This is a genomic window from Streptomyces sp. NPDC031265 (genome assembly GCF_055570295.1).
Map to the genome: position 1 here is coordinate 516394 of NZ_JBVIHM010000001.1, position 21939 is coordinate 538332.

Here is a 21939-nt window from a genome sequence, read left to right on the forward strand (position 1 = left end):
CGCCACGTTTGACGGGTACCTTGGCCGCGTAGGAGCGATTCCGGGAAAGGTGGTGGACGACCGTGCTGATGCAGGGATTCACGGGGTTCATGTGGCTGCTGAGTACAGCCCTGACCGCATTGAGTCTGTTCGCGCTCGTGGATGCGGCCTTCCGCCGCGAGGACGCGTTCCGTGCGGTGGACAAGCAGACCAAGCCGTTCTGGCTGATCATCCTGGCCATCGCGCTGCTGGTCAGCGTGCTGTTCCCGCTGCTCTCGTTCCTGCCGGTCATCGGCGCGGTGGCGGTGATCGTCTACATCGTGGACGTCCGCCCGGCGGTGCGCCAGATCAGCGGCGGGCCCGGGCGTGGGCGTGGCGGCCGTCGCGGCGGATCGAGCAGCGACGGTCCGTACGGGCCGTACAACGGCGGTCGCTAGGGCCTGTCCGGCGGATCTGGTCGCCCGCGAGGTGCCTCCGCCTTTCGGTCCCGGTGAGCGGGGTCCTGGTGGGGAGTCGGCAACCGACGACAACGCCGCTGGGGGCCCAGGTCCCCCCTGGCCCTTGAGGCCTTGGGGGAGAGGGCGTGCCAGGACCCCGCGTCCCAGACAAGATCCGCCGGACAGGCCCTAGCACGTCTGTTCGCGTACGTACGGATCAGTCGCCCGGCCCGGCCCTTTCGAGCAGCAACACCGCGACATCGTCGGTGAGTTCACCGCCGTTGAGCTCGCGGGCCTCGGTGACCGCCGCCTCCAGGAGTGACTCGCCGCGCAGGCCCGTCGTCAGCAGACGGCTGACCATCTCGGTCATGCCTTCCTGGCCCAGCCGCTGGTTGCCGACGCCGGTGTGGCCCTCGATCAGGCCGTCCGTGTACATCAAAATGCTCCACGCCTCGCCCAGTTCGACCCGGCGGCGCGGCCAGTGGGTCTGGGGCAGCAGCCCTAGCGCCGGGCCCCCGCTCTCGTACGCGAGCAGGCTCGCGGGGCTGCCCGCGCGGGTGATCAGCGGGGCCGGGTGGCCCGCCAGGCTCAGCTCGGCTCGGCGGCCGTCCGGGGCGATGTCGACCGTACAGAGCGTCGCGAAGATCTCGTCGCCGTCGCGCTCGTGTTCCAGGACCTGCTGAAGGGTCGTCAGGAGCGCGTCGCCGCACAGACCGGCCAGCGTCAACGCCCGCCAGGCGATGCGGAGTTCGACCCCGAGGGCGGCTTCGTCGGGGCCGTGGCCGCAGACGTCGCCGATCATGGCGTGGACGGTGCCGTCGGGGGTGCGGACCGTGTCGTAGAAGTCGCCGCCGAGCAGGGCGCGCGACCGGCCCGGCCGGTAGCGGGCGGCGAACCGCAGGTCGGAGCCGTCCAGGAGCGGCGTCGGGAGCAGCCCGCGCTCCAGGCGGGCGTTCTCCTGGGCGCGCAGCCGTGACTCCGCGAGCTTGTACTGCGCGGTGTCGGCGCGCTTGCGCTCCACCGCGTACCGGATGGCCCGGCTCAGCAGTCTGCCGTCCAGCTCGTCGCGGAAGAGGTAGTCCTGCGCGCCGACGCGGACGGCCTCGGCGGCGCGTTCGGCGTGGGTGGAGGCGGTGAGGGCGAGGACCGCGTGCCGGGGTGCCAGCCGCAGCAGGTGCCGCAGCGCGGCGAGCTCGTCGTCGGGGTCGCGGCCGGGCAGCGCGAGGTCGAGCAGGATGCAGTTCACATCATCGGTGAGCAGCCGCTCGGCCTCGGTGAGGTTGCGCGCGGTACGGATCCGCACCCGGGTCCCGGCGGTGTGCAGCAGCTCGGAGACGGTGAAGGGGCCACCGGGGTCGTCCTCGATGACGAGGAGGTTGAGGGCGGCGGTCGCGGTTGCGGCTGCCTGCGGCGCGGTTGCGTGCGGGCTCACCTCCAGCCCCGTACTGCTCGCACCGGACGCACCCGGCGCCGTCGGCACGACCGCTCCACCCGCGCCCGAGAGGGCGTCCGGACCGCCCGCGCCCACCAGCCCGTCGGGCACTCGCGTCCCCGGCAGGCCGGGGGACGGGGCCAAGGGGCCGGGGGCAGGCAGGGTTGCCGGGGCCGGTTCACCCGGTCCCGGCGGGGGCGTCCGAGGGGACCACATATGCGGTGCGGGCATTCCGGTCTCCCTCCTCCCGAGGGCGCCGCGGAACGCCGGGCTGCGTTGCCGCCAGTCCGGGACCCTAGCGTCAGTGGACCGCGCAGCGGAATGGCGTTCGGTGACTGTTCGGCAAATGACTCATGGCATATGCCACATGCCGCACTTGTCCGGGCGCCTGACGCCTCACTCGCCCGGGCGCATGCCCCCTCCGTCGTCCGGGTGGTCGACGTCTCACTTGTCCGGGCGGACGACGTCTTACCGGTCGCGGGTGCGGGCCACGTTCTTACCTGTCCGGGCGGACGACCCCCAGGATCGGCATCGTGCCCGCACCCGCGACCGTCACGTTCCGCCCCGGCCGGGGCGCGTGCACGATCGCGCCGTCGCCGACGTACATCCCGACGTGCGTCGCGTCCGAGAAGTAGATGATGAGATCGCCCGGGCGCATGTCCTTGATGGCGACATGCGGCAGCTGCGCCCACTGCTCCTGCGAGGTGCGCGGAATGCCCCGGCCCGCCGCCAGCCACGCCTGGGAGGTCAGGCCGGAGCAGTCGTACGACTTCGGCCCCTCAGCTCCCCACACGTACGGCTTGCCGATCTGGTCGGTCGCGAACTTGACCGCCTTGCGGCCCTGCTCGCTCGCCCGGCCGTTGATCTCCTTCAATATCCCCGAACTGAGCCAGTCCGTCTGCGCCTTGTACTGCTGCTGCCGCTCCAGCTCCGCCAGCCGCTCGCGCTCCTTCGCCTCCAGCTGGGACTCCAGCTTCTCGGCGGCCGCGATCTTGCCGGTGATCTCCTTCTTGGCGGTCTCCTTCTTGACCCGGTTCGCCTCCAGCTTCTTCCACTGGGCGGAGGCGTCCTTCGAGTACTGCGCCAAGTCCTGTTGCGTACGGTTCAGTTCGGCCAGCATCCCCTGATTGGCCTGCTGGCCCTGGCGCAGCCGGTCGGCGCCGTCCAGGAATCCGTCCGGGTTGCCGCTGAGCATCATCTGCGCGCCGAGCGGCAGCCCGCCCGTGCGGTACTGCAGCCGGGCCGCCGCCCCCGCCTGGTCCTTCAGCCGCTTGATCCGCTCCTCGCCCTTGACGATCTCCTGGGCGATCTTCACGATCTCCGCGGACTGGAGCTTGGTCTGCTCCTGTGCCTGGTTGTACGCCTCGGTCGCGACCGCCGCCTGCCGGTAGAGCTCGTCTATCTCCTTGCGCACGTCTTCGAGGCTCTTCGACGACACCGGCGGGGCCGGGGGAGCGGTCGACGTGGTCGGGTCCGGCTTCGGATTCGGCGCGGCGAACGCCGTGGCCGGCATCGCGAGCACGGTCAAGGCGCACACCACGGTGATCGCGGTGGCCAAGCGGCGCGGCTGCACTAAGTCTCCCCCTCCGGACAACCGGACAACACCAGGCAAAACGGTAGCTGATTTACCGTCAGTAACATTCTGGCAACGTCGTGATGGTGCCATGCCGTCCCTCAAAACGACAGGGGCGGACGGCACGTCACGGGTCACCCCCCGCGTGTGGGACGAACGGCAGGCGCAGTGCGTTCCCTTCGACGCCGACCGACCCCGGTATTCACCCGTGCGAGGTCAGCCGGCTCCGGAAGTCACCCGTCCTGCCGCCCCGCCTTCACCCCCGCGGCGCCAGCGCCCCCCACTCCACCGTGACCTCCCCCTGCCGCCACCGCCGCGGCCCGTCCCGCAGCGGCCAGTCCGCCGCCAGGTCCCGGACCGCCCGGATCCACCGCTGCCGCGCGCCCAGCGAGGCGTACGGGGCCGCCGCCGCCCACGCCCGGTCGAAGTCGCGCAGGAACGCGTGGACCGGCTCGCCCGGCACGTTCCGGTGGATCAGCGCCTTCGGCAGCCGCTCCGCCAGGTCGGAGGGGCGCTCCAGGGAGCCGAGCCGCGTCGCGAACGTCACCGTGCGCGGGCCCGACGCGTCGAGCGCCACCCACACGTGCCGCCGCCCGATCTCGTCGCAGGTGCCCTCGACCAGCAGCCCGCCCTCCGCGAGCCGCCCGCACAGCCGCGCCCACACCGCCGCGACCTCGCCCTCCTCGTACTGCCGCAGCACGTTCGCCGCCCGGATCAGCAGCGGCGCATGGGGCAGCGGCACCTCGAAGCCGCCGTGCAGGAAGGTGAGGCCCTCCCTCTCGCACGGCTTCGCGGCCGCGACCCGGGCGGGCTCGATCTCGATCCCCACCACCGACACGGCGGGCGCGGCGGCCCGCAGCCGCCGCAGCAGCTCGACGGCCGTCCAGGGGGCCGCCCCGTACCCCAGGTCCACCGCGACCGGCGCCTCGGCGCGGCGCAGCGCGGGGCCGTGGACCTCGGCGATCCAGCGGTCCATGCGGCGCAGCCGATTGGGATTGGTGGTGCCGCGCGTGACGGTGCCGACGGGTCGCTTGGGTGGAGCCATACGACGAGGGTAGGCGCCCCTGGTGAGAGGCGGTGGCGGGCAAGTTTTCGGCAAAAGTGCGGGGAAGCGGAAATGAAAGGAAGGGTTCCGGTGGTTACCGCTCACTGAGGGCGCGTACGTGTCCTCCGCAAGCCATGCCCAGCCCCACCAGAACCAGCCCCACCCGCCCTGCCCCCCGGTCGAGAGGACGTCGACGTGAGCCAGTACGTGTCCCGGTTCACCGGCACCCTGGCGGGGCCGCCCCGGCTCAGGCTCCCCGGGGGCCACCGCAGGCCGCGGCGGATCGCCATGCTCAGCGTCCACACCTCCCCGCTGCACCAGCCGGGCACGGGCGACGCGGGCGGGATGAACGTCTACATCGTGGAGCTCGCCAAGCGGCTCGCCGCGATCAACATCGAGGTCGAGATCTTCACCCGGGCGACCACGGGCGGGCTTGCCCCGACCGTGGAGATGGCGCCCGGGGTCCTGGTCCGGCACGTCGACGCGGGGCCTTACGAGGGCCTGGCCAAAGAAGAGCTGCCGGCCCAGCTGTGCGCTTTCACCCACGGTGTGATGCAGGCCTGGGCGGGCCACCGGCCCGGCCACTACGACCTGGTCCACTCCCACTACTGGCTCTCCGGCCACGTCGGCTGGCTCGCCGCCGAGCGCTGGGGCGTGCCGCTGGTGCACGCCATGCACACCATGGCCAAGGTCAAGAACGCCGCGCTCGCCGACGGCGACACGCCCGAGCCCGCGGCCCGGGTGATCGGCGAGACGCAGATCGTCGACGCGGCGGACCGGCTGATCGCCAACACAGCCGAGGAGGCCGACGAGCTCGTCCGCTTCTACGACGCCGACCCCGGCAAGGTCGCGGTCGTCCACCCCGGCGTGAACCTGGACCGCTTCCGCCCCGCCGACGGCCGGGCGGCGGCGCGGGCCCGGCTCGGTCTGCCGCAGGACGCCGTGATCCCGCTCTTCGCGGGCCGCATCCAGCCGCTGAAGGCGCCCGACATCCTGCTGCGGGCGGTGGCGGCGCTGCTCACCGAGAACCCGTCGCTGCGCTCGCGGCTCGTGGTCCCGGTGATAGGCGGCCCGTCCGGCAGCGGCCTGGCCAAGCCGGAGGGGCTGCACAAACTGGCGGCCCGGCTCGGCATCTCGGACGTGGTCCGGTTCCACCCGCCGGTGGGCCAGGACCGGCTCGCGGACTGGTTCCGGGCGGCGTCGGTGCTGGTCATGCCCTCGTACAGCGAGTCCTTCGGACTGGTGGCGATCGAGGCGCAGGCGGCGGGGACGCCGGTGGTGGCGGCGGCGGTCGGCGGCCTGCCGGTCGCGGTGCGGTCCGGCGAGACCGGCTTCCTGATCCCCGGCCACGACCCCGGCGACTACGCGCGCGCCCTGCGCCGCTTCCTGGACGACCCGTCGCTGGCGGACCGGATGGGCGCGGCGGCCGCCCGGCACGCCCAGTCCTTCGGCTGGGGGACGGCCGCGTCGGCCACGGCGGACGTCTACACCGCGGCGATGCACGAACACCGCCGTCGCGTACGCTCGCACCATGGCTGACGCACTGGCTGTGATCGACGCGTACCTCAAGGACGCCGAGCTGGAGTGGGAGTCCCCTGAACCGGGCTCGTACGTGGTGAAGCTGCCGGGCACGCGAAAGCTGTCCACGACGTGCTCGCTGCGGGTCGGCCGCCACTCGTTGTCGGTCAACGCGTTCGTGGTCCGCCACCCCGACGAGAACGACGCGGGCGTCCACCGCTGGCTCCTGGAGCGCAACCTCCGCCTCTACGGGGTGAGTTACGCGGTCGACCACCTCGGAGACGTCTACCTGGCGGGCAAGTTCCCGCTCTCCTCGATCACCCCCGAGGAACTGGACCGCCTCCTGGGCACGGTCCTGGAGGAGGCGGACGGCTCCTTCAACACTCTTCTGGAACTGGGCTTCGCGTCGGCGATCCGGCGGGAGTACGAGTGGAGGGTGTCGCGGGGGGAGTCGACCCGAAACCTGGACGCGTTCACCAGTCTGACGCAACGCCCGCCGGCCAAGCAGGAGTAGCCCCTCCCCGCCCGTTACCTGAACCCTCCGGGGGTGGGTGGTGGAGGCTGTTTTCCCGGGGGCTGCGGCCTTGGGCTCCCGGCGGGGCCTGCGGCCCCTGCGCCCCGTTTCGGGGCTCCGCCCCGGACCCCGCTCCTCGAACGCCGGAGGGGCTGAATGTGCCGCGCCCCGCGCCCTCCGGAACCTGACGCGTCCGGGCTGGACGACCCCATCCCCCAAGGGGCGCGGGGAACTGCGCGACCAGCCCCCACCGGGCCCGCAGACGAACGGGGCCCGGGGGCGGAGCCCCCGGGAAACAAGCCCCCGCCCCCCACCCACCCCCCGGAGGGTTCAGGGAAGGGGCGGGGTGGGGGCACGAAAGCCCGGTGCGTCACGCCGCCGCCTTCGCGCGCCGCTCCACCACGCCACCCCCCGCCACCACATCCTCCCCATCCCCCAACCCCCGCATCAGCAGCCAGTAACCCCCCGCCCCCGCGGTCCCCAGCACCGCACAAGCCCCCCACAACCAGTCCGCCCCGAAGTGGTCGACGACGAAGCCCGACATCAGGGGGGCGACGAGGGCCGCCACGGACCACGACATCGTGTACACGCCCTGGTACCGGCCCCGCCCGTGGACGGGGGACAGGCGTACCACCAGCCCCGTCTGGGTGGGCGAGTTGATGATCTCGGCGAGGGTCCAGACGCAGATCGTCAGCGCGTACACCCCCACCGAACCGGCGAACGCGGTGAGCCCGAACCCGTACCCCGCCAGCAGCGACGACACGATCAGCAGACGGCGTGGATCGCGGTGCTCGATGGCCCGCGTGACCGGGATCTGGAGGGCGACGATCAGAACGCCGTTGACCGCCATCGCCAGGCCGAAGTCCGCGCTGGAGAAGCCGTCCGCACCCATGGCGACCGGCAGACCCACGTAACCCTGCTGGAAGATCAGGGAGATGAGGAAGGAGAGGCCGACGACGCCCATGAAGCGGCCGTCGCGGAACACCGTCCCGAGGCCGACCTCCGGCTCCGGCTCCGACCCCGTACCCGTCCCCCGCCCCCGTGACTTGACCGTCGCCACCCGCTCCGGCCGTGACTCCGGCAGCTTCAGGAAGACCAGCACCGCGCACGTCAGCGTCAGCGCCGCCTCGCCGAGGAAGCCCGCCAGATAGCTGTGCTGCGCGACGAAGCCGGCGCCCGCCGCGGAGACCGCGAACCCGAGGTTGATCGCCCAGTAGTTGAGCGAGAAGGCCCGCATCCGGTCCTCGGGCTTCACGATGTCCGCCATCATCGCCTGGACGGCCGGGCGCGAGGCGTTGGAGGCCATGCCGACCAGGAAGGCGACGGCGACGATCGCGGCCGGGTCGGTCATGAAGCCGAGCAGCGCCACCGAGAAGGCCGTCGCCGTCTGGGCGGCCATCATCGTGGGGCGGCGGCCGAGCCGGTCGGTCAGAACGCCCGCGCCGAGGGAGGAGATCACGCCGCCCAGGCCGTGCAGGGAGACCACCAGGCCCGCGTACGAGGCCGAATAGCCGCGCTCATGGGTCAGGTAGAGGGTCATGAACGTGGCGACGAACGCCCCGAGCCGGTTGATCAGCGTGCTCGTCCACAGCCACCAGAACTCCCGGGGAAGACCCGAGACGCTCTCTCGTGCGGCGCGTCTGAGACTGGCGACGGACATCGGTTTCCCCCCGGAACGGCAAGCTGACGACAAGCGCCGGGCACACCCACGCGGCACAGAGCCGTGTAAGTGGTGCTGGCGATAGACGCAACTTACGATCCGAGGGCTCTCACCCGCTACTCAATTGACGCCGACCGTCAATCGTCCACGTGCCGAGACGCTCCCGGCACCTTGCTCCCCGCGCGCGCGAGGGCCCGCGAACGTCGATTACGCTCGGACGCATGGCCGACGCACCGTACAAGCTGATCCTCCTCCGCCACGGCGAGAGCGAGTGGAACGAGAAGAACCTGTTCACCGGGTGGGTGGACGTCAACCTCACGCCGAAGGGCGAGAAGGAGGCGGCGCGCGGCGGTGAGCTGCTCAAGGACGCCGGCCTGCTCCCCGACGTGCTGCACACCTCCCTTCAGAAGCGCGCCATCCGCACCGCCCAGCTCGCGCTGGAGTCCGCGGACCGCCACTGGATCCCGGTGCACCGCAGCTGGCGCCTGAACGAGCGGCACTACGGCGCGCTCCAGGGCAAGGACAAGGCGCAGACGCTCGCCGAGTTCGGCGAGGAGCAGTTCATGCTGTGGCGCCGCTCGTACGACACCCCGCCGCCGGAGCTCGCGGACGGCACCGAGTTCTCGCAGTCCGACGACGCGCGCTACGCCTCCATCCCGCCGGAGCTGCGCCCGCGCACCGAGTGCCTCAAGGACGTCGTCGTCCGCATGCTGCCGTACTGGTACGACGGCATCGTCCCGGACCTGCTCGCGGGCCGCACCGTACTGGTCGCCGCCCACGGCAACTCGCTGCGCGCGCTGGTCAAGCACCTCGACGGCGTCTCGGACGCCGACATCGCGGGGCTGAACATCCCGACCGGCATCCCGCTCGTCTACGAGCTCGACGCGGACTTCAAGCCCGTCAAGCCGGGCGGCACCTACCTCGACCCGGACGCGGCCGCCGCCGCGATCGAGGCGGTCAAGAACCAGGGCAAGAAGAAGTAGAAAGCCTGATCATGCCTCCCACCTGCGCGAACGGCGCGGATGGGAGGCATTTTCACGTCCCGGTGCCGCTCCGGGCCCTCGGCCGGCGCGTGGGGCGTCCATTGCGGGGCAACCCCCGGGGCGTTCGGATGAATGAGCGCCGCGGTCCGGCGTTGCGCTGCGGGCAAAGTCCTGGAAGGGACTTATCCCGGAGATATGTATATCCGAACGGGCCGTAATGCCCTGCTTCGCCTTGCGATGGCCGTCTCGGTCTGCGTGGCCGCCCTCCTGCCCGCGACCGCCGGTCCCGCAGCGGCCGTACCGGCTCCCGGGGCGTCGGCCGCCGCGCCATCGCCCGGGTCCGCGACCGCGGCGGAGCTCGACCGGGTGATCCGGCGGGCGGCCGTCGACGCCGGGGTCCCGGGAGTGATCGTGGGTGTCTGGAAACCCGGACAGCCGCGCTACGTGCGGGCCTTCGGTGTCGCGGACAAGCACGACGGCGCCCCGATGCGGACCGACCTGAACATGCGCATCGGCAGCGAGACCAAGACCTTCACCGTCACCGCGCTGCTCCAGCTCGTCGACCGCGGCCAGGTCCGCCTGGACGACCCGATCTCCAAGTACGTCCCCGGAGTGCCCGACGGACGGCACATCACGCTGCGCCAGCTCGCCCAGATGCGCAGCGGCCTGTTCGCCTACACCAAGGACGAGGGCTTCCAGCACCTGCTGACGACCCAGCCGCACCGCCAGTGGGCCCCGAGTGAGCTGCTCCGCATCGCCTTCCAGCACGCCAACCTGTTCCCGCCCGGGACGCAGTTCGACTACTCCAACACCAACACCGTGCTGCTCGGCCTGGTCGTCGAGAAGGTCACCCACTGCCCCCTGCGGGACGTGATCCGGGACCTGATCACCCGGCCGAGCGGCCTGAAGCGCACCTTCCTGCCGAAGGCGGCGGAGTTCCCGCGGCCGCACGCCCACGGCTACACCGACTTCACGCCGGACGGCGAGGTGGCGGACGCCACGGACTTCAACCCCAGCTGGGGCTGGGCGGCCGGCGCGATGATCTCGGACCTCGACGACATGCGCTCCTGGGCGGTGAACGTCGCCACCGGCCGTCTGCTGAGCCCGCGCACCCAGGCGCAGCGCCTCGACGCGCAGCCCACCGGTGCGCCGGGCGACTTCTACGGGCTGGGCGTCGACATCAACCACGGGTGGATCGGTCACGCGGGCTCCCTGCCCGGCTACCAGAGCCTGACGGTCTACCTGCCCGCCCAGAAGGCGACGATGGTGCTCCTGCTCAACACCGACATCGCCTCGAACGGTGAGAACCCCAGCACCCTGCTCGGCCGGGCCATCACCCAGGTGATCAGCCCCGGCAACGTCTACGGCGAAGCGTCCGACCAGGACTGACACGCCCGGAGCGGCAGCGCGCGAAGGGCCCCGTCCGTGTCCCGGACGGGGCCCTTCCCGTACCGCTGGCTCAGCAGCCGCCGCCGCACTGGCACGAGCCGCCCGACTGGCAGCCGCACTGGCAGCTCGGGCCGCACTGGCAGCCGGAGGCGTTCGGAGTCGGAGTCTCGGTCATGGTCCCTCCCGGGGTTGGGGGTACGCGTACCTCACCCCCATTGGATGCCCACCGGGGCGGGCGCATCAACGGCGCGCGCCCCGATGTCCGCGCGCCCCCGCGCTCCAAGGCGCCGGCCGCACCCCCGCCCGCCGAGCCGCCCCGCGCCCCCGTGCCGCCCGCTACGCGCCCTCGACCTGCGCCGGTGCCTGCTGGAGCTCGTCCGCGTGCTCGCCGGTGACCAGGTACACGACCCGCTTGGCGACCGAGACCGCGTGGTCAGCGAACCGCTCGTAGTAGCGGCCGAGCAGCGTCACGTCGACGGCCGTCTCGATGCCGTGCTTCCAGCGGTCGTCCATCAGGTGCTGGAAGAGCGTGCGGTGCAGCAGGTCCATCTCGTCGTCGTCCTGCTCCAGCTGGAGGGCCAGGTCGACGTCCTTGGTGATGATCACCTCGGCGGCCTTCGCCATCAGGCGCTGGGCCAGCTGGCCCATCTCCAGGATGGTGGCGTGCAGGTCGTGCGGGACCGCCCGCGCCGGGTAGCGCAGCCGGGTCAGCTTGGCGACGTGCTGGGCCAGGTCGCCCGAACGCTCCAGGTCGGCGCTCATCCTCAGGGACGTCACGACGATGCGGAGATCCGTCGCGACGGGCTGCTGGCGGGCCAGCAGGGCTATCGCCCGCGCCTCCAGGTCGTGCTGCAGATCGTCGACCTTCTGGTCGGCGGCGATCACACTCTCGGCGAGCTTGAGATCGGCGTCGAGCATGGCCGTCGTGGCGCGCCCGATCGCCGACCCGACAAGGCGGGCCATCTCGACCAGGCCCTCGCCGATCGAGTCAAGTTCCTCGTGGTACGCGTCCCGCATGGGTGTCCCTCTTTCCATGACTGCGGCAATGACTCCGGGAATGACTCCGGGGGAGGCAGGGGATGTCGTGACCCCCACGCTCCCACGTTCCGTGGGTTACGCGTCCGATTCGGCCACACCAAGTGAACCGGCACTATCACCATGGTGAACTCTGGGCGACGAACGTTCGAGCAGGCACCCGGATGGCTGGGAGAGTGTCGGTGCGCCCGCATAACCTGGATGCATGGACGTGAACGCGGCGGTCGCCGCAGCTGCAGCGATCGCCGGGTTGTGCACCGGCGTCATCGCCATGCTGGCGTTCCGCTGGAGCGAGCGCGACCAGGCGCGGCCCACCCGGACATCCCTGCACACGGACGCGGTCCTGCCGCCCGGCGTGGACACCGTGCTTTCGGTGCTCCGCTCCTCGGCGGTGGTGCTCGACGAGAGCGACTCGGTGGTCAAGGCCAGCTCCGCGGCGTACGCCCTGGGGCTGGTCAGGGGCGGAAAGCTGGCCGTGGAGCCGATGCTCCACATGGCCCGCGACACCCGCCGTGACGGTGAGATACGGCAGGTGGAGCTGGATCTGCCGCGCCGGGGCACCGGCCGGGGCGAGGCCCTCGCGGTCTCCGCCCGGGTCGCCCCCCTCGGCTCCCGCCTCGTACTGCTCCTGGTCGAGGACCTGACCGAGGCAAGGCGCATCGAGGCCGTCCGGCGCGACTTCGTCGCCAACGTCAGCCATGAGCTCAAGACGCCGGTCGGCGCGCTCTCCCTGCTCTCCGAGGCCGTCATGGACGCCTCGGACGACCCCGAGGCGATCACCCGCTTCGCGGGCCGGATGCAGATCGAGGCCAACCGGCTGACCAATCTGGTCCAGGAGCTCATCGACCTGTCCCGGGTCCAGAACGACCACCCGCTGGACGACGCCGAGCCGGTCCGGGTCGACGAGCTGGTGGCCGAGGCCATCGACCGCTCCCGCCACCCCGCGTCCACCAAGCAGATCACGATGGCCGCGGGCGGCACGGCGGATCTGTACGTCTGGGGCCACCGCGGCCAGCTCGCCGCCGCCCTCGGCAACCTCGTCGAGAACGCGGTCAACTACTCCCCGGCCAGGACGAGGGTCGGCATCGCGGGCCGCCGCGTCGCCGCGCCCGGCGGGGACCTCATCGAGATAGCCGTGACCGACCAGGGCATCGGCATCTCGGAGAAGGACCGGGAGCGCGTCTTCGAGCGCTTCTACCGAGTCGACCCGGCCCGTTCCCGCGCCACCGGTGGTACGGGCCTGGGCCTGGCCATCGTCAAGCACGTGGCCGCCTCGCACGGCGGGGAGGTCACCGTCTGGAGCTCCGAGGGACAGGGCTCCACCTTCACCCTGAGGCTGCCGGAGGCCGGCGCCGTACGGGACCGCGCCGCATCCGACCCCGCAGGCCCGGACGACGACGACGCCGTCGACGAGCCGCCGTACGACACCTTCCCGACCGCGCACGACTCCACCACTGTGCCCCCTGCCCCGGAGGTCCTTCCGTGACCCGAGTGCTCGTCGTCGAGGACGAGGAATCGTTCAGCGACGCCCTGTCCTACATGCTCCGCAAAGAGGGCTTCGAGGTCGCCGTGGCGGCCACCGGGCCCGACGGGCTGGACGAGTTCGAGCGCAACGGCGCCGACCTCGTGCTGCTCGACCTGATGCTGCCGGGGCTGCCCGGCACGGAGGTCTGCCGCCAGCTGCGCGGCCGCTCCAACGTCCCGGTGATCATGGTCACCGCCAAGGACAGCGAGATCGACAAGGTCGTGGGCCTCGAAATAGGAGCCGACGACTACGTCACCAAGCCCTTCTCGTCCCGTGAGCTCGTCGCCCGCATCCGCGCGGTGCTGCGCCGCCGGGGCGAGCCGGAGGAGGTCACCCCGGCGGCCCTGGAGGCCGGCCCGGTCCGTATGGACGTGGACCGCCACGTGGTCACCGTCTCCGGCGGCAAGGTCGACCTGCCGCTGAAGGAGTTCGACCTCCTGGAGATGCTGCTGCGCAACGCGGGCCGCGTGCTGACCCGTATGCAGCTGATCGACAGAGTCTGGGGCGCGGACTACGTCGGCGACACCAAGACCCTCGACGTCCACGTCAAGCGCCTCCGCGCCAAGATCGAGCCGGACCCGGGCGCGCCGAGGTACCTGGTGACGGTGCGAGGCCTGGGCTACAAGTTCGAGCCGTAGACAACCCCTCGAACCCCGACTGGCCGGACGGGGTCCGGCACAGCGCTCCGAAGCCCGCGAAGCGGTGCGAGGGGCGCACGCGGGAGGGGTTCGAGCCGTAAAGAGCGGCACGGCCCGTACGCAGCGGTACGGCCGGTACGGACGAGGAGGGGCCCCGGACATCGTCCGGGGCCCCTCCTCGTACAGCTGCGTACGTCAGTGACCCGCACCCGTGCTCGCCGTGCCCGACGGCTTGCCGCCCTTGGGGGGCGTGTTCGACGGCTTGCCCGAGGGCTTGCCGCTCGCCGGGGCGCCCGGCGTCGTGGACGAGGCGCCGCCCGGAGCGCCCGACGTGGCCGCCGGGGGCTTGGGGAGCTCGCTGGGGCCGTAGCCCTCGAAGAAGCTGGTGGCGGGGACCACGAACGCGCGCAGCGTCACGTCGCCGGTCCTGCTCAGCTGGAAGGTGACGGGCTGGGCGTCGCCGTTCTTGGCGGCCTCCTTGCCGTTCTCCACGACGGCGGACGCGTTGTCCTTGCCGCCGAGCATCAGCGAGCCGTGCGCGGGGACGGTGAGCCCGCTCTGGCCCTTGCCGGGGGAGAGCTTCACCGTGGCGCCCGAGGACGCGAGCTTGACGGCGTCGAGCGTCTGCGGCTTGTCGCCGTTGTTGAACACGGTCGCCGTGATCACGGCGGGCCCGGCCGCGTCGGCCTTGGGCTGCGTGAGGACGGTCGCGTTCTGGATCTTGATGTCACCCACCTTGACGGCGGCGTTGTCCGGCTTCACTTCGAGCGTCTGCGCGTCGTTGCCCGCCGAGCATGCGGCGAGAGAGGCGAGCGAGAACGCGATGGCAGAGGCGGCGAGGGCGCCGCGTCGAAGGCTGCGGCTCACGGCGGCGGCAACTCCTTGGACGTAAGGACATCTAAAGGACGGCTAAGTCTGTGTCAGCTGGCTTAGGTTACCGAGCCGTCCCCACGAGCCCGCACCCGACCCGCCCCTCGGCGCGGGTCCGCCGCGCCCGGACCGGTACGCCGTTCGCCCCGCATCCGCCGAGCGCGCCCCCAGAACCCTGCCCGGAACCCCCGTGAGACGTCCGCACCCGCTCTGATCTCGGTGTTTCGCACGCCGTTCACATATCGCCGGTGATCAATTCTCCGGACCGCCACGTATTCCTTACCGAAAACCCCCCGGCCCGGGTCCGTTGATCAATTCACGAAAAAGTCCCGGTCACGCCGAACGGGTGACCGATCACCGAACGGAGCAGTGGAAGTTCACCGCTTGGAACCCGACAAAACGGGATGTTCAGGCCACTTGAGGGGGGTTGCGAAGAGTGTGACGGGCATGTTTCCCTGCCCCCGAACAGCCGCTCCGACCTGCGAATACCCCCTCCCGCGAGCCCTCCGCAGCACGTTCCTGTTGCTGTTGTCAAGCCCCGAGATATGCCCTGACCTGCGAAAACGCCATTCAGAACAGGCTGTTCTCGTGTTACCCTGGATAGCCACGGAAGGGGTACCTGTCACATGACGTTCAAGGTTGGCGACACCGTGGTCTATCCCCATCACGGGGCCGCGCTGATCGAGGCCATCGAAACTCGCCAGATCAAAGGCGTGGACAAGACCTACTTGGTGCTCAAGGTCGCCCAGGGCGACTTGACGGTACGCGTACCCGCGGACAATGCGGAGTTCGTAGGCGTACGCGATGTGGTCGGGCAGGACGGGCTGGACCGGGTCTTCGAGGTGCTGCGTGCACCGTTTGCGGAAGAGCCCACCAACTGGTCCCGTCGCTACAAGGCGAATCTCGAGAAGCTCGCCTCCGGCGATGTCATCAAGGTCGCCGAAGTAGTGCGCGACCTGTGGCGTCGTGAGCGCGAGCGCGGACTCTCCGCGGGTGAGAAGCGCATGCTCGCCAAGGCGCGCCAGATTCTGGTGAGCGAGCTGGCACTCGCTGAGAACACCAACGAAGACAAGGCCGAGGCCCTTCTCGACGAGGTCCTCGCGTCCTGACACTGGTAAGTCCGGGGGCTTCGCCTCCCGGAGGACCAGCATTGCCGCGGTGCCCGCTGACCAGCAGTGAACCTACTGCTGCGTCGCCGGGCGCTGCGGCATGTTCGGACATCATCAGTACGCACGGCACCCGCACCGGCGTGCCGGGCCGGGCGGAGTGCCCGACCGGTCGTCACGGAAGGGGCCGGTCAGGGCGTCGAGCCCAGCTTGCTGAGGCCATACCCATGTCGCCGAAGGACACAAACCTTGTCTGAGGAAACGCGCGTTTTCCGCACGGCCGCCGTGATCCCCGCGGCCGGCCGCGGCGTGCGGCTCGGCCCGGGCGCCCCCAAGGCGCTCCGCACGCTGAACGGCACGCCCATACTCATCCACGCCGTACGGGCGATGGCCGCCTCCCGCGCCGTCTCGCTCGTCGTCGTCGTGGCCCCGCCCGACGGCGCCACCGAGGTGAAGAACCTGCTGGCCGAGCACGCGCTGCCGGACCGCACCGACTTCGTCGTGGTGCCCGGCGGCGAGACCCGCCAGGAGTCCGTCCGGCTCGGCCTGGAAGCGCTGCCGCAGGGTATCGACGTGGTTCTCGTCCACGACGCTGCCCGCCCGCTGGTGCCGGTCGACACCGTCGACGCGGTGATCGAGGCCGTACGGGACGGGGCCCCGGCCGTCGTCCCCGCGCTGCCGCTCGCCGACACCGTCAAGGAGGTCGAGCCGCAAGCCGACGGCGCCCCCGAGCCGGTGCTCGCCACGCCCGACCGTGCCCGGCTGCGCGCCGTCCAGACCCCGCAGGGCTTCGACCACGCCACCCTGGTGCGCGCCCACGAGAGCGTCACCGGCGACGTCACGGACGACGCGTCCATGGTCGAGCGGCTGGGCCTGAAGGTCGTGGTCGTCCCCGGCCACGAGGAGGCCTTCAAGGTCACCCGCCCGCTGGACCTGGTCCTGGCGGAGGCGGTCCTGGCCCGCAGGAGGGCGAACGATGGCTTCTGAGGCGCCTCCGGCACAGCAGCAGGTTGCGGCCCCGGGCGGCAGCCCGCGACTGATACTGCCGCAGGTGGGCATCGGCACCGACATCCACGCCTTCGAGGAGGGCCGCGAGCTGTGGTGCGCGGGCCTGCTCTGGGAGGGTGAGGGCCCCGGCCTCGCGGGCCACTCCGACGCCGACGTCGTCGCCCACGCCGCCTGCAACGCCCTGTTCTCCGCGGCCGGCCTGGGCGACCTCGGCGCCCACTTCGGCACCGGGCGCCCCGAGTGGTCCGGCGCGTCCGGCGTCACGCTGCTCACCGAGGCCGCGCGGATCGTCCGGGACGCGGGCTTCGGCATCGGCAACGTGGCCGTCCAGGTGGTCGGCCCCCGCCCCAAGATCGGCAAGCGGCGCGACGAGGCGCAGAAGGTGCTCTCGGACGCGGTCGGCGCGCCCGTCTCGGTCTCCGGCGCCACCACCGACGGCCTGGGCTTCCCCGGCCGCGGCGACGGCCTCGCCGCGATCGCCACGGCGCTGGTGTACCGGACCGGATGAACACCTTCCGGCGGCGGCCGGAAAAGCTCGTCGGATACTCGTCGCGAAGCTCGCCCTAAAGCCTGCCGCAAAGCCCGCCGGAAAAGCTTCTGTCACACTTCGGTGCCCCGTGGCCCAAGGGTCGCGGGGCACTGCTACGGGCCCACTACCCTGGAGTGGTGACTATTCGCCTGTACGACACCAGCGCCCGGCAGATCCGTGACTTCACCCCGCTCGTGCCGGGCTGTGTCTCGATCTACCTCTGTGGCGCGACCGTGCAGGCCGCCCCGCACATCGGGCACGTCCGCTCCTACCTGAACTTCGACATCGCGCGCCGCTGGTTCCAATACCGCGGCTACGACGTCACGTTCGTCCGCAACGTCACCGACATCGACGACAAGATCATCGCGAAGTCGGCCGAGCAGGGCCGCCCTTGGTGGTCGATCGGATACGAGAACGAGCGCGCCTTCAACGACGGCTACAACGAGCTGGGTTGCCTGCCGCCCACGTACGAGCCGAGGGCGACCGGGCATGTGCCCGAGATGATCGAGATGATGCGCGGTCTGATCGAGCGCGGTCACGCGTACGAGGCGGACGGCAGCGTCTACTTCGACGTGCGCTCCTTCCCCGGCTATCTGGAGCTGTCCAACCAGAACATCGACGACCTGCTCCAGCCTGACGAGGGCGTCGCGGGCAAGCGCGACCCCCGCGACTTCGCCATGTGGAAGGCGACGAAGCCGGGCGAGCCCGACTGGGAGACGCCCTGGGGGCGCGGCCGTCCCGGCTGGCACCTGGAGTGCTCGGCGATGGCCCACAAGTACCTGGGCAGCGCCTTCGACATCCACGGCGGCGGGCGCGATCTGATCTTCCCGCACCACGAGAACGAGATCGCCCAGGCCAAGGCGTACGGCGACGCGTTCGCCGCGTACTGGATGCACAACGCCTGGGTCACCATGTCCGGCGAGAAGATGTCCAAGTCGCTCGGCAACTCGGTCCTCGTCTCCGACATGGTCAAGCAGTGGCGCCCGATCGTCCTGCGCTACTACCTGGGCACCCCGCACTACCGCTCGACCATCGAGTACAGCGTGGAGGCCCTGCGCGAGGCCGAGTCGGCTTTCGCGCGCATCGAGGGCTTCGTCCAGCGCGTCGTCGAGAAGGCGGGGGGCGCGGTCGAGCCCGCGTCCGAGGTCCCGCCCGCGTTCGCCGAGGCGATGGACGACGACCTGGGCGTCCCGCAGGCCCTGGCGATCGTCCACACCACGGTCCGCCAGGGCAACAGCGCACTGGCCGCGGACGACAAGGAAGCGGCCATCGCCCGGCTCGCCGAGGTCCGTGCGATGCTCGGTGTCCTGGGCCTGGACCCGCTGGACGCCCACTGGGCGGGCGAGGCCGACCGCGGCGAGACCGGTTCTCTCAAAAGCATGCACGGGGCCGTCGACACGCTCGTACGGCTGGTGCTCGAACAGCGCGAGGCGGCCCGCGCCCGTAAGGACTGGGCCACCGCGGACGCCATCCGCGACCAGCTGACCCAGTCCGGCCTGGTCATCGAGGACAGCCCCAGCGGCCCCCGCTGGACCCTCGGCCCCCGCTGACGGGGAAGCGCGATGTGCCGCCCGGGCGACTGGGCGGCACACTTCATATACGTACGTACGCAGGACCCACGGACGCCACGACGCCCCGTAGGTCGCAGAATCACGGAAACAGGTAGGTCATGGCCGGGAACAGCCAGCGCAGGAACCGCCGCACGTCCAACAAGAAGGGCGCGACGGTCGGCAGCGGTGGCCAGCGGCGCCGGGGTCTGGAAGGCAAGGGCCCCACGCCGCCCGCGGAGGAGCGCAAGAAGCACAAGAAGAACCGCATCGCCACCGCCAAGGCCAAGCAGGCGGCGACCCGCCGCCCGGCCCCGCGCCGCGGCGGCCCCAAGGGCACGTCCGAGATGGTCGTCGGCCGCAACCCGGTCTTCGAGGCGCTGCGCGACGGCGTCCCGGCGACCACGCTGTACGTGCAGCAGTACATCGACAACGACGAGCGGGTGCGCGACGCGCTCCAGCTCGCGGGCGAGCGCGGCAACATCAACCTGATGGAGGCCCCGCGCGCCGAGCTCGACCGGATGACCAACGGCCTCAACCACCAGGGCATGGTCCTCCAGGTCCCGCCGTACGAGTACGCGCACCCGCAGGACCTCCTGGAGGCGGCGTACGACAACCACGACGAGCCGCTGATCGTCGCCCTCGACGGCGTCACCGACCCGCGCAACCTCGGTGCGATCGTCCGCTCCACCTCCGCCTTCGGCGGCCACGGCGTGGTCGTGCCCGAGCGCCGCGCGGCCGGTATGACGGCCGGCGCCTGGAAGTCCTCGGCGGGCACCGCGGCCCGTACGCCGGTCTCGCGCGTCACCAACCTGACCCGCGCCCTGGAGGAGTACAAGAAGGCCGGTGTCACGATCGTGGGCCTGGCGGCCGACGGCGAGCACACGGTCGAGCAGCTGGAGGCGCTGGGCGGCCCGGTCGTCATCGTCATCGGCAGCGAGGGCAAGGGCCTGGGCCGCCTCGTCGGCGAGACCTGCGACTACCGGGTGCGGATCTCGATGCCGGGCGGCGCCGAGTCGCTGAACGCCGGTGTCGCGGCGGGCATCGTGCTGTACGAGGCGGCGCGCCGCCGCAAGGGCTGACACCCCCGTACGCCCGACGCCCGTCCGGCGTAGGTGATCTTGACGGGCCTCGGACAGATCGGGCCCGTCAAGGCAGTGTCCTAAACCTCCATCACTCGGTTAGATGAGTGTGGACACCAGAACGCCCCGGCCCGGGTTCGACGATCAGCCTGCCCTGAGTATGCTCAAGGTGGACTCGGACCCCGCGCAGGTCATCGTCAACCACGCCAGTTTCCGGGTGCATTTCGCCCCGAAGGCCCAGCCGAAGCGCTTGGCGAGGATGCCGGCCGGGCAGCGGACGGCCCGCCGCCGGGCCCCGGTGGTGTGGACCGGCCGGGCGGCGCCCGGGGCGACCGGCCTGCTCCAGGCGGTGCGCGGCCTGGACGCGCCGGGCGCGGCGCTCGACGCGGGCGGCGTCCAGGTCCTCCCGCGCATCGGCCAGGACACCCTGCCCACGCCGGTCGTGGTGGGCCCGCGCTCGCCGCTCGCGGACTCCGGCGGCGTTGCGGAGACGGCCCTGCAGGCGGTCCGCCAGAGCCCGCACGGATACGCCCAAGGGGCGTACGGGGACGGCGGCTTCGACGAGTTCGAGCGCGGCTACGAGGGCTACGAGGGCGACGACTTCGACAGGTCCGACCGGCCCGAGGGGCCCGACGGCTCCGGTGCACGCGGGCAGCGGCACGGCGTGGACCAGGTGCGGCACGCGTACTACCCGGGCCGCCGGATGAACCTCGGCGTGGTCCTCCTCCCGCTGCGCGTCTTCCTCGGCTTCATCTCCGTGTACGCGGGGATGGGCAAGCTCTGCGACCCCGTCTACTTCGACGGCGGCGAGCGCGGCTCGATGATGAAGTGGCTGAACTCACTGCACCCGTGGGGCCTCGCCGGGCCGCTGCGCGACTTCGCGCTCCAGCACCCGGTCGGGGCGGGCCTGTCGGTGGCCTTCGTCCAGATCGTGGTGGGCGTACTGACCATGATGGGCCTGTGGCAGCGGGTCGCGGCGGTGTTCGGGGCGCTGCTGTCGGCGGCGCTGCTCCTGACGGTGAGCTGGCAGACGGTCCCGGCGTACGACGCGCCGGACTTCATCTACCTGGCCGCCTGGTCCCCCCTGATCACGGCGGGCGCGCCGGTGTACTCGCTGGACGCCCGCCTCGCCGGCGAGGCCTGGCGGCGCCTCGGCCCGCGCTCCACGCTGTGGGAGCTGCGGCGGCGGGTGCTGCGGCGGGGCACCGTCATGGCGACGGTCCTGGTCGGCCTGACACTGCTGATCGGCTCGCTCCTCGGCGGCGCGGTCCGCTCCACCGAGATGGTGACGGTCCCGGGGCCCAACTCCGACCCCACCAACTACCTGCCGGGCACCCCGCTGGCGCCCACGCCGCACGCTCCGGTCGTACGGCGTCCCGGCTCGCCCAAGCCGTCCGCGAGCGGGTCGGCCAAGCCGTCCGCGAAGCCGTCGAAGCGGGCGGCGCCCAAGGCCGTACGGCAGCCCGGGACGGTCGGGGGTGTGCCGAGCCAGACGTCCCAGGGCACGACGGGCCACAAGCCGCCGCCGTCCCGCCACCGGGCGCCGGCGGCGCCGCCGTCGACGAGTTCGGGGCCGACGTCTACGGGGGGTGCGTCGACTCCGTCGGGGGGGACGGGGTCTACGGGGGGTAACCGGAACCCGATTGGTGGGCTGCTGGGCTGACGGGGCTTTGTTCCCCCACCCCGCCCCTTCCCCAGACCCCTCCGGGGGTGGGGGAGGGGCGGAGGTTTTCCCGGGGGCTGCTCCCTCGGACCCCGTTGCGGGGCCTGCGGCCCCTGCACCCCTGCTGGGGCTTCGTCCCCGGCCCCCTGTTTGTCTGCGGGCTGTGTGTGGCTGGTCGCGCAGTTCCCCGCGCCCCTTGGCACCTCCAGCCTCTCCGGCGTTGAGGCGCAGGGGGGCAGGGAGCGAAGCTCCCGCCCTTCAGGGGCGCGGGAACTGCGCGACCAGCCCCCACCCACCCGCGGACGAGCGGGGTCCCGGGGGGGGGGGGGGGGGGGGGGGGGGGGGGGGGGGGGGCGGGGGGGGGAGGGGGGGGGGGAAGACCCCACGGGGGGGCCCCGCACGGCTT

General features: G+C 71.7%; 19 protein-coding genes. 13 read left to right on the plus strand and 6 right to left on the minus strand.

The annotated features are described in order from the left end of the window. The first annotated feature begins 62 nt into the window (after positions 1–62). Positions 63–416, plus strand: a complete 354-nt coding sequence (locus tag ACZ499_RS02525; protein WP_468671385.1) for a DUF2516 family protein — start codon at positions 63–65, stop codon at positions 414–416. Positions 417–633: 217 nt separating this feature from the next. On the opposite strand, the gene ACZ499_RS02530 is transcribed toward ACZ499_RS02525, so the two are convergent. The 3 genes from ACZ499_RS02530 to ACZ499_RS02540 form a co-directional block, all read right to left on the minus strand. Continuing rightward, positions 634–2079, minus strand: coding sequence for a PP2C family protein-serine/threonine phosphatase (locus ACZ499_RS02530; RefSeq protein WP_468671388.1), 1446 nt, complete (start codon positions 2077–2079; stop codon positions 634–636). A gap of 265 nt (positions 2080–2344) precedes the next feature. Beyond that, positions 2345–3361 carry a C40 family peptidase gene (locus ACZ499_RS02535; protein WP_468672068.1) on the minus strand — a complete coding sequence of 339 codons (1017 nt, stop codon included), beginning with the start codon at positions 3359–3361 and terminating at the stop codon, positions 2345–2347. A 316-nt stretch (positions 3362–3677) separates the two neighbouring features. Continuing rightward, positions 3678–4466 (minus strand): class I SAM-dependent methyltransferase, encoded by a 789-nt coding sequence (locus ACZ499_RS02540; RefSeq protein WP_468671391.1) that lies wholly within the window; start codon positions 4464–4466, stop codon positions 3678–3680. A 195-nt stretch (positions 4467–4661) separates the two neighbouring features. Here ACZ499_RS02540 and mshA point away from each other — a divergent pair, with 195 nt between their 5' ends. Both mshA and ACZ499_RS02550 read left to right on the plus strand, forming a co-directional pair. Continuing rightward, on the plus strand, positions 4662–6005 hold the full coding sequence (mshA, locus tag ACZ499_RS02545; protein WP_468671394.1) for a D-inositol-3-phosphate glycosyltransferase: 1344 nt from the start codon (positions 4662–4664) through the stop codon (positions 6003–6005). Then, on the plus strand, positions 5998–6498 hold the full coding sequence (locus ACZ499_RS02550; protein WP_468671397.1) for a type III secretion system chaperone family protein: 501 nt from the start codon (positions 5998–6000) through the stop codon (positions 6496–6498). The genes mshA and ACZ499_RS02550 overlap by 8 nt, the downstream gene beginning before the upstream one ends. Before the next feature lie 370 nt (positions 6499–6868). Here ACZ499_RS02550 and ACZ499_RS02555 read toward each other — a convergent pair whose 3' ends face one another. Beyond that, entirely contained in the window at positions 6869–8158 is a 1290-nt protein-coding gene (locus ACZ499_RS02555; RefSeq protein ID WP_468671399.1) for an MDR family MFS transporter, read from the minus strand. A gap of 221 nt (positions 8159–8379) precedes the next feature. Between ACZ499_RS02555 and ACZ499_RS02560 the strand changes: the two genes are divergently transcribed. After that, on the plus strand, positions 8380–9141 hold the full coding sequence (locus ACZ499_RS02560) for a phosphoglyceromutase (RefSeq protein ID WP_468671402.1): 762 nt from the start codon (positions 8380–8382) through the stop codon (positions 9139–9141). 195 nt (positions 9142–9336) lie between these two features. After that, positions 9337–10530 carry a serine hydrolase domain-containing protein gene (locus tag ACZ499_RS02565; RefSeq protein ID WP_468671404.1) on the plus strand — a complete coding sequence of 398 codons (1194 nt, stop codon included), beginning with the start codon at positions 9337–9339 and terminating at the stop codon, positions 10528–10530. 336 nt (positions 10531–10866) lie between these two features. Here the strand turns inward: ACZ499_RS02565 and phoU are convergent, their stop codons facing one another. Next, positions 10867–11547, minus strand: a complete 681-nt coding sequence (phoU, locus tag ACZ499_RS02570; protein ID WP_468671406.1) for a phosphate signaling complex protein PhoU — start codon at positions 11545–11547, stop codon at positions 10867–10869. A 223-nt stretch (positions 11548–11770) separates the two neighbouring features. Between phoU and phoR the strand changes: the two genes are divergently transcribed. Together phoR and phoP are read left to right on the plus strand one after the other, a co-directional pair. Next, a complete protein-coding gene (phoR, locus tag ACZ499_RS02575; protein ID WP_468671407.1) occupies positions 11771–13051 on the plus strand; it encodes a two-component system sensor histidine kinase PhoR in 1281 nt (426 codons plus the stop codon). 5 nt (positions 13052–13056) lie between these two features. Then, on the plus strand, positions 13057–13728 hold the full coding sequence (gene phoP, locus ACZ499_RS02580) for a two-component system response regulator PhoP (RefSeq protein WP_465270246.1): 672 nt from the start codon (positions 13057–13059) through the stop codon (positions 13726–13728). A 195-nt stretch (positions 13729–13923) separates the two neighbouring features. Here phoP and ACZ499_RS02585 read toward each other — a convergent pair whose 3' ends face one another. After that, positions 13924–14595: a copper chaperone PCu(A)C domain-containing protein gene (locus ACZ499_RS02585; RefSeq protein WP_468671410.1), complete on the minus strand. Its 672-nt coding sequence runs from the start codon at positions 14593–14595 to the stop codon at positions 13924–13926. Positions 14596–15224: 629 nt separating this feature from the next. Between ACZ499_RS02585 and ACZ499_RS02590 the strand changes: the two genes are divergently transcribed. The 6 genes from ACZ499_RS02590 to ACZ499_RS02615 all read left to right on the plus strand — a co-directional run bounded on the left by ACZ499_RS02590 (position 15225) and on the right by ACZ499_RS02615 (position 21533). After that, a complete protein-coding gene (locus tag ACZ499_RS02590) occupies positions 15225–15707 on the plus strand; it encodes a CarD family transcriptional regulator (RefSeq protein ID WP_120722213.1) in 483 nt (160 codons plus the stop codon). Positions 15708–15953: 246 nt separating this feature from the next. Next, positions 15954–16691 carry a 2-C-methyl-D-erythritol 4-phosphate cytidylyltransferase gene (ispD, locus tag ACZ499_RS02595; RefSeq protein WP_468671416.1) on the plus strand — a complete coding sequence of 246 codons (738 nt, stop codon included), beginning with the start codon at positions 15954–15956 and terminating at the stop codon, positions 16689–16691. Further along, the gene (gene ispF, locus ACZ499_RS02600; RefSeq protein WP_468671419.1) at positions 16681–17220 is read left to right on the plus strand and encodes a 2-C-methyl-D-erythritol 2,4-cyclodiphosphate synthase; all 540 of its coding nucleotides are present in this window, start codon (positions 16681–16683) and stop codon (positions 17218–17220) included. The genes ispD and ispF overlap by 11 nt, the downstream gene beginning before the upstream one ends. Before the next feature lie 158 nt (positions 17221–17378). Then, positions 17379–18791, plus strand: a complete 1413-nt coding sequence (cysS, locus tag ACZ499_RS02605) for a cysteine--tRNA ligase (protein ID WP_468671422.1) — start codon at positions 17379–17381, stop codon at positions 18789–18791. A 119-nt stretch (positions 18792–18910) separates the two neighbouring features. Beyond that, complete coding sequence (rlmB, locus tag ACZ499_RS02610; protein WP_385547552.1) at positions 18911–19870, plus strand: 23S rRNA (guanosine(2251)-2'-O)-methyltransferase RlmB; 960 nt, start codon at positions 18911–18913, stop codon at positions 19868–19870. A 103-nt stretch (positions 19871–19973) separates the two neighbouring features. Continuing rightward, positions 19974–21533: a DoxX family protein gene (locus ACZ499_RS02615; RefSeq protein WP_468671425.1), complete on the plus strand. Its 1560-nt coding sequence runs from the start codon at positions 19974–19976 to the stop codon at positions 21531–21533. The last annotated feature ends 406 nt before the right edge of the window (positions 21534–21939 follow it).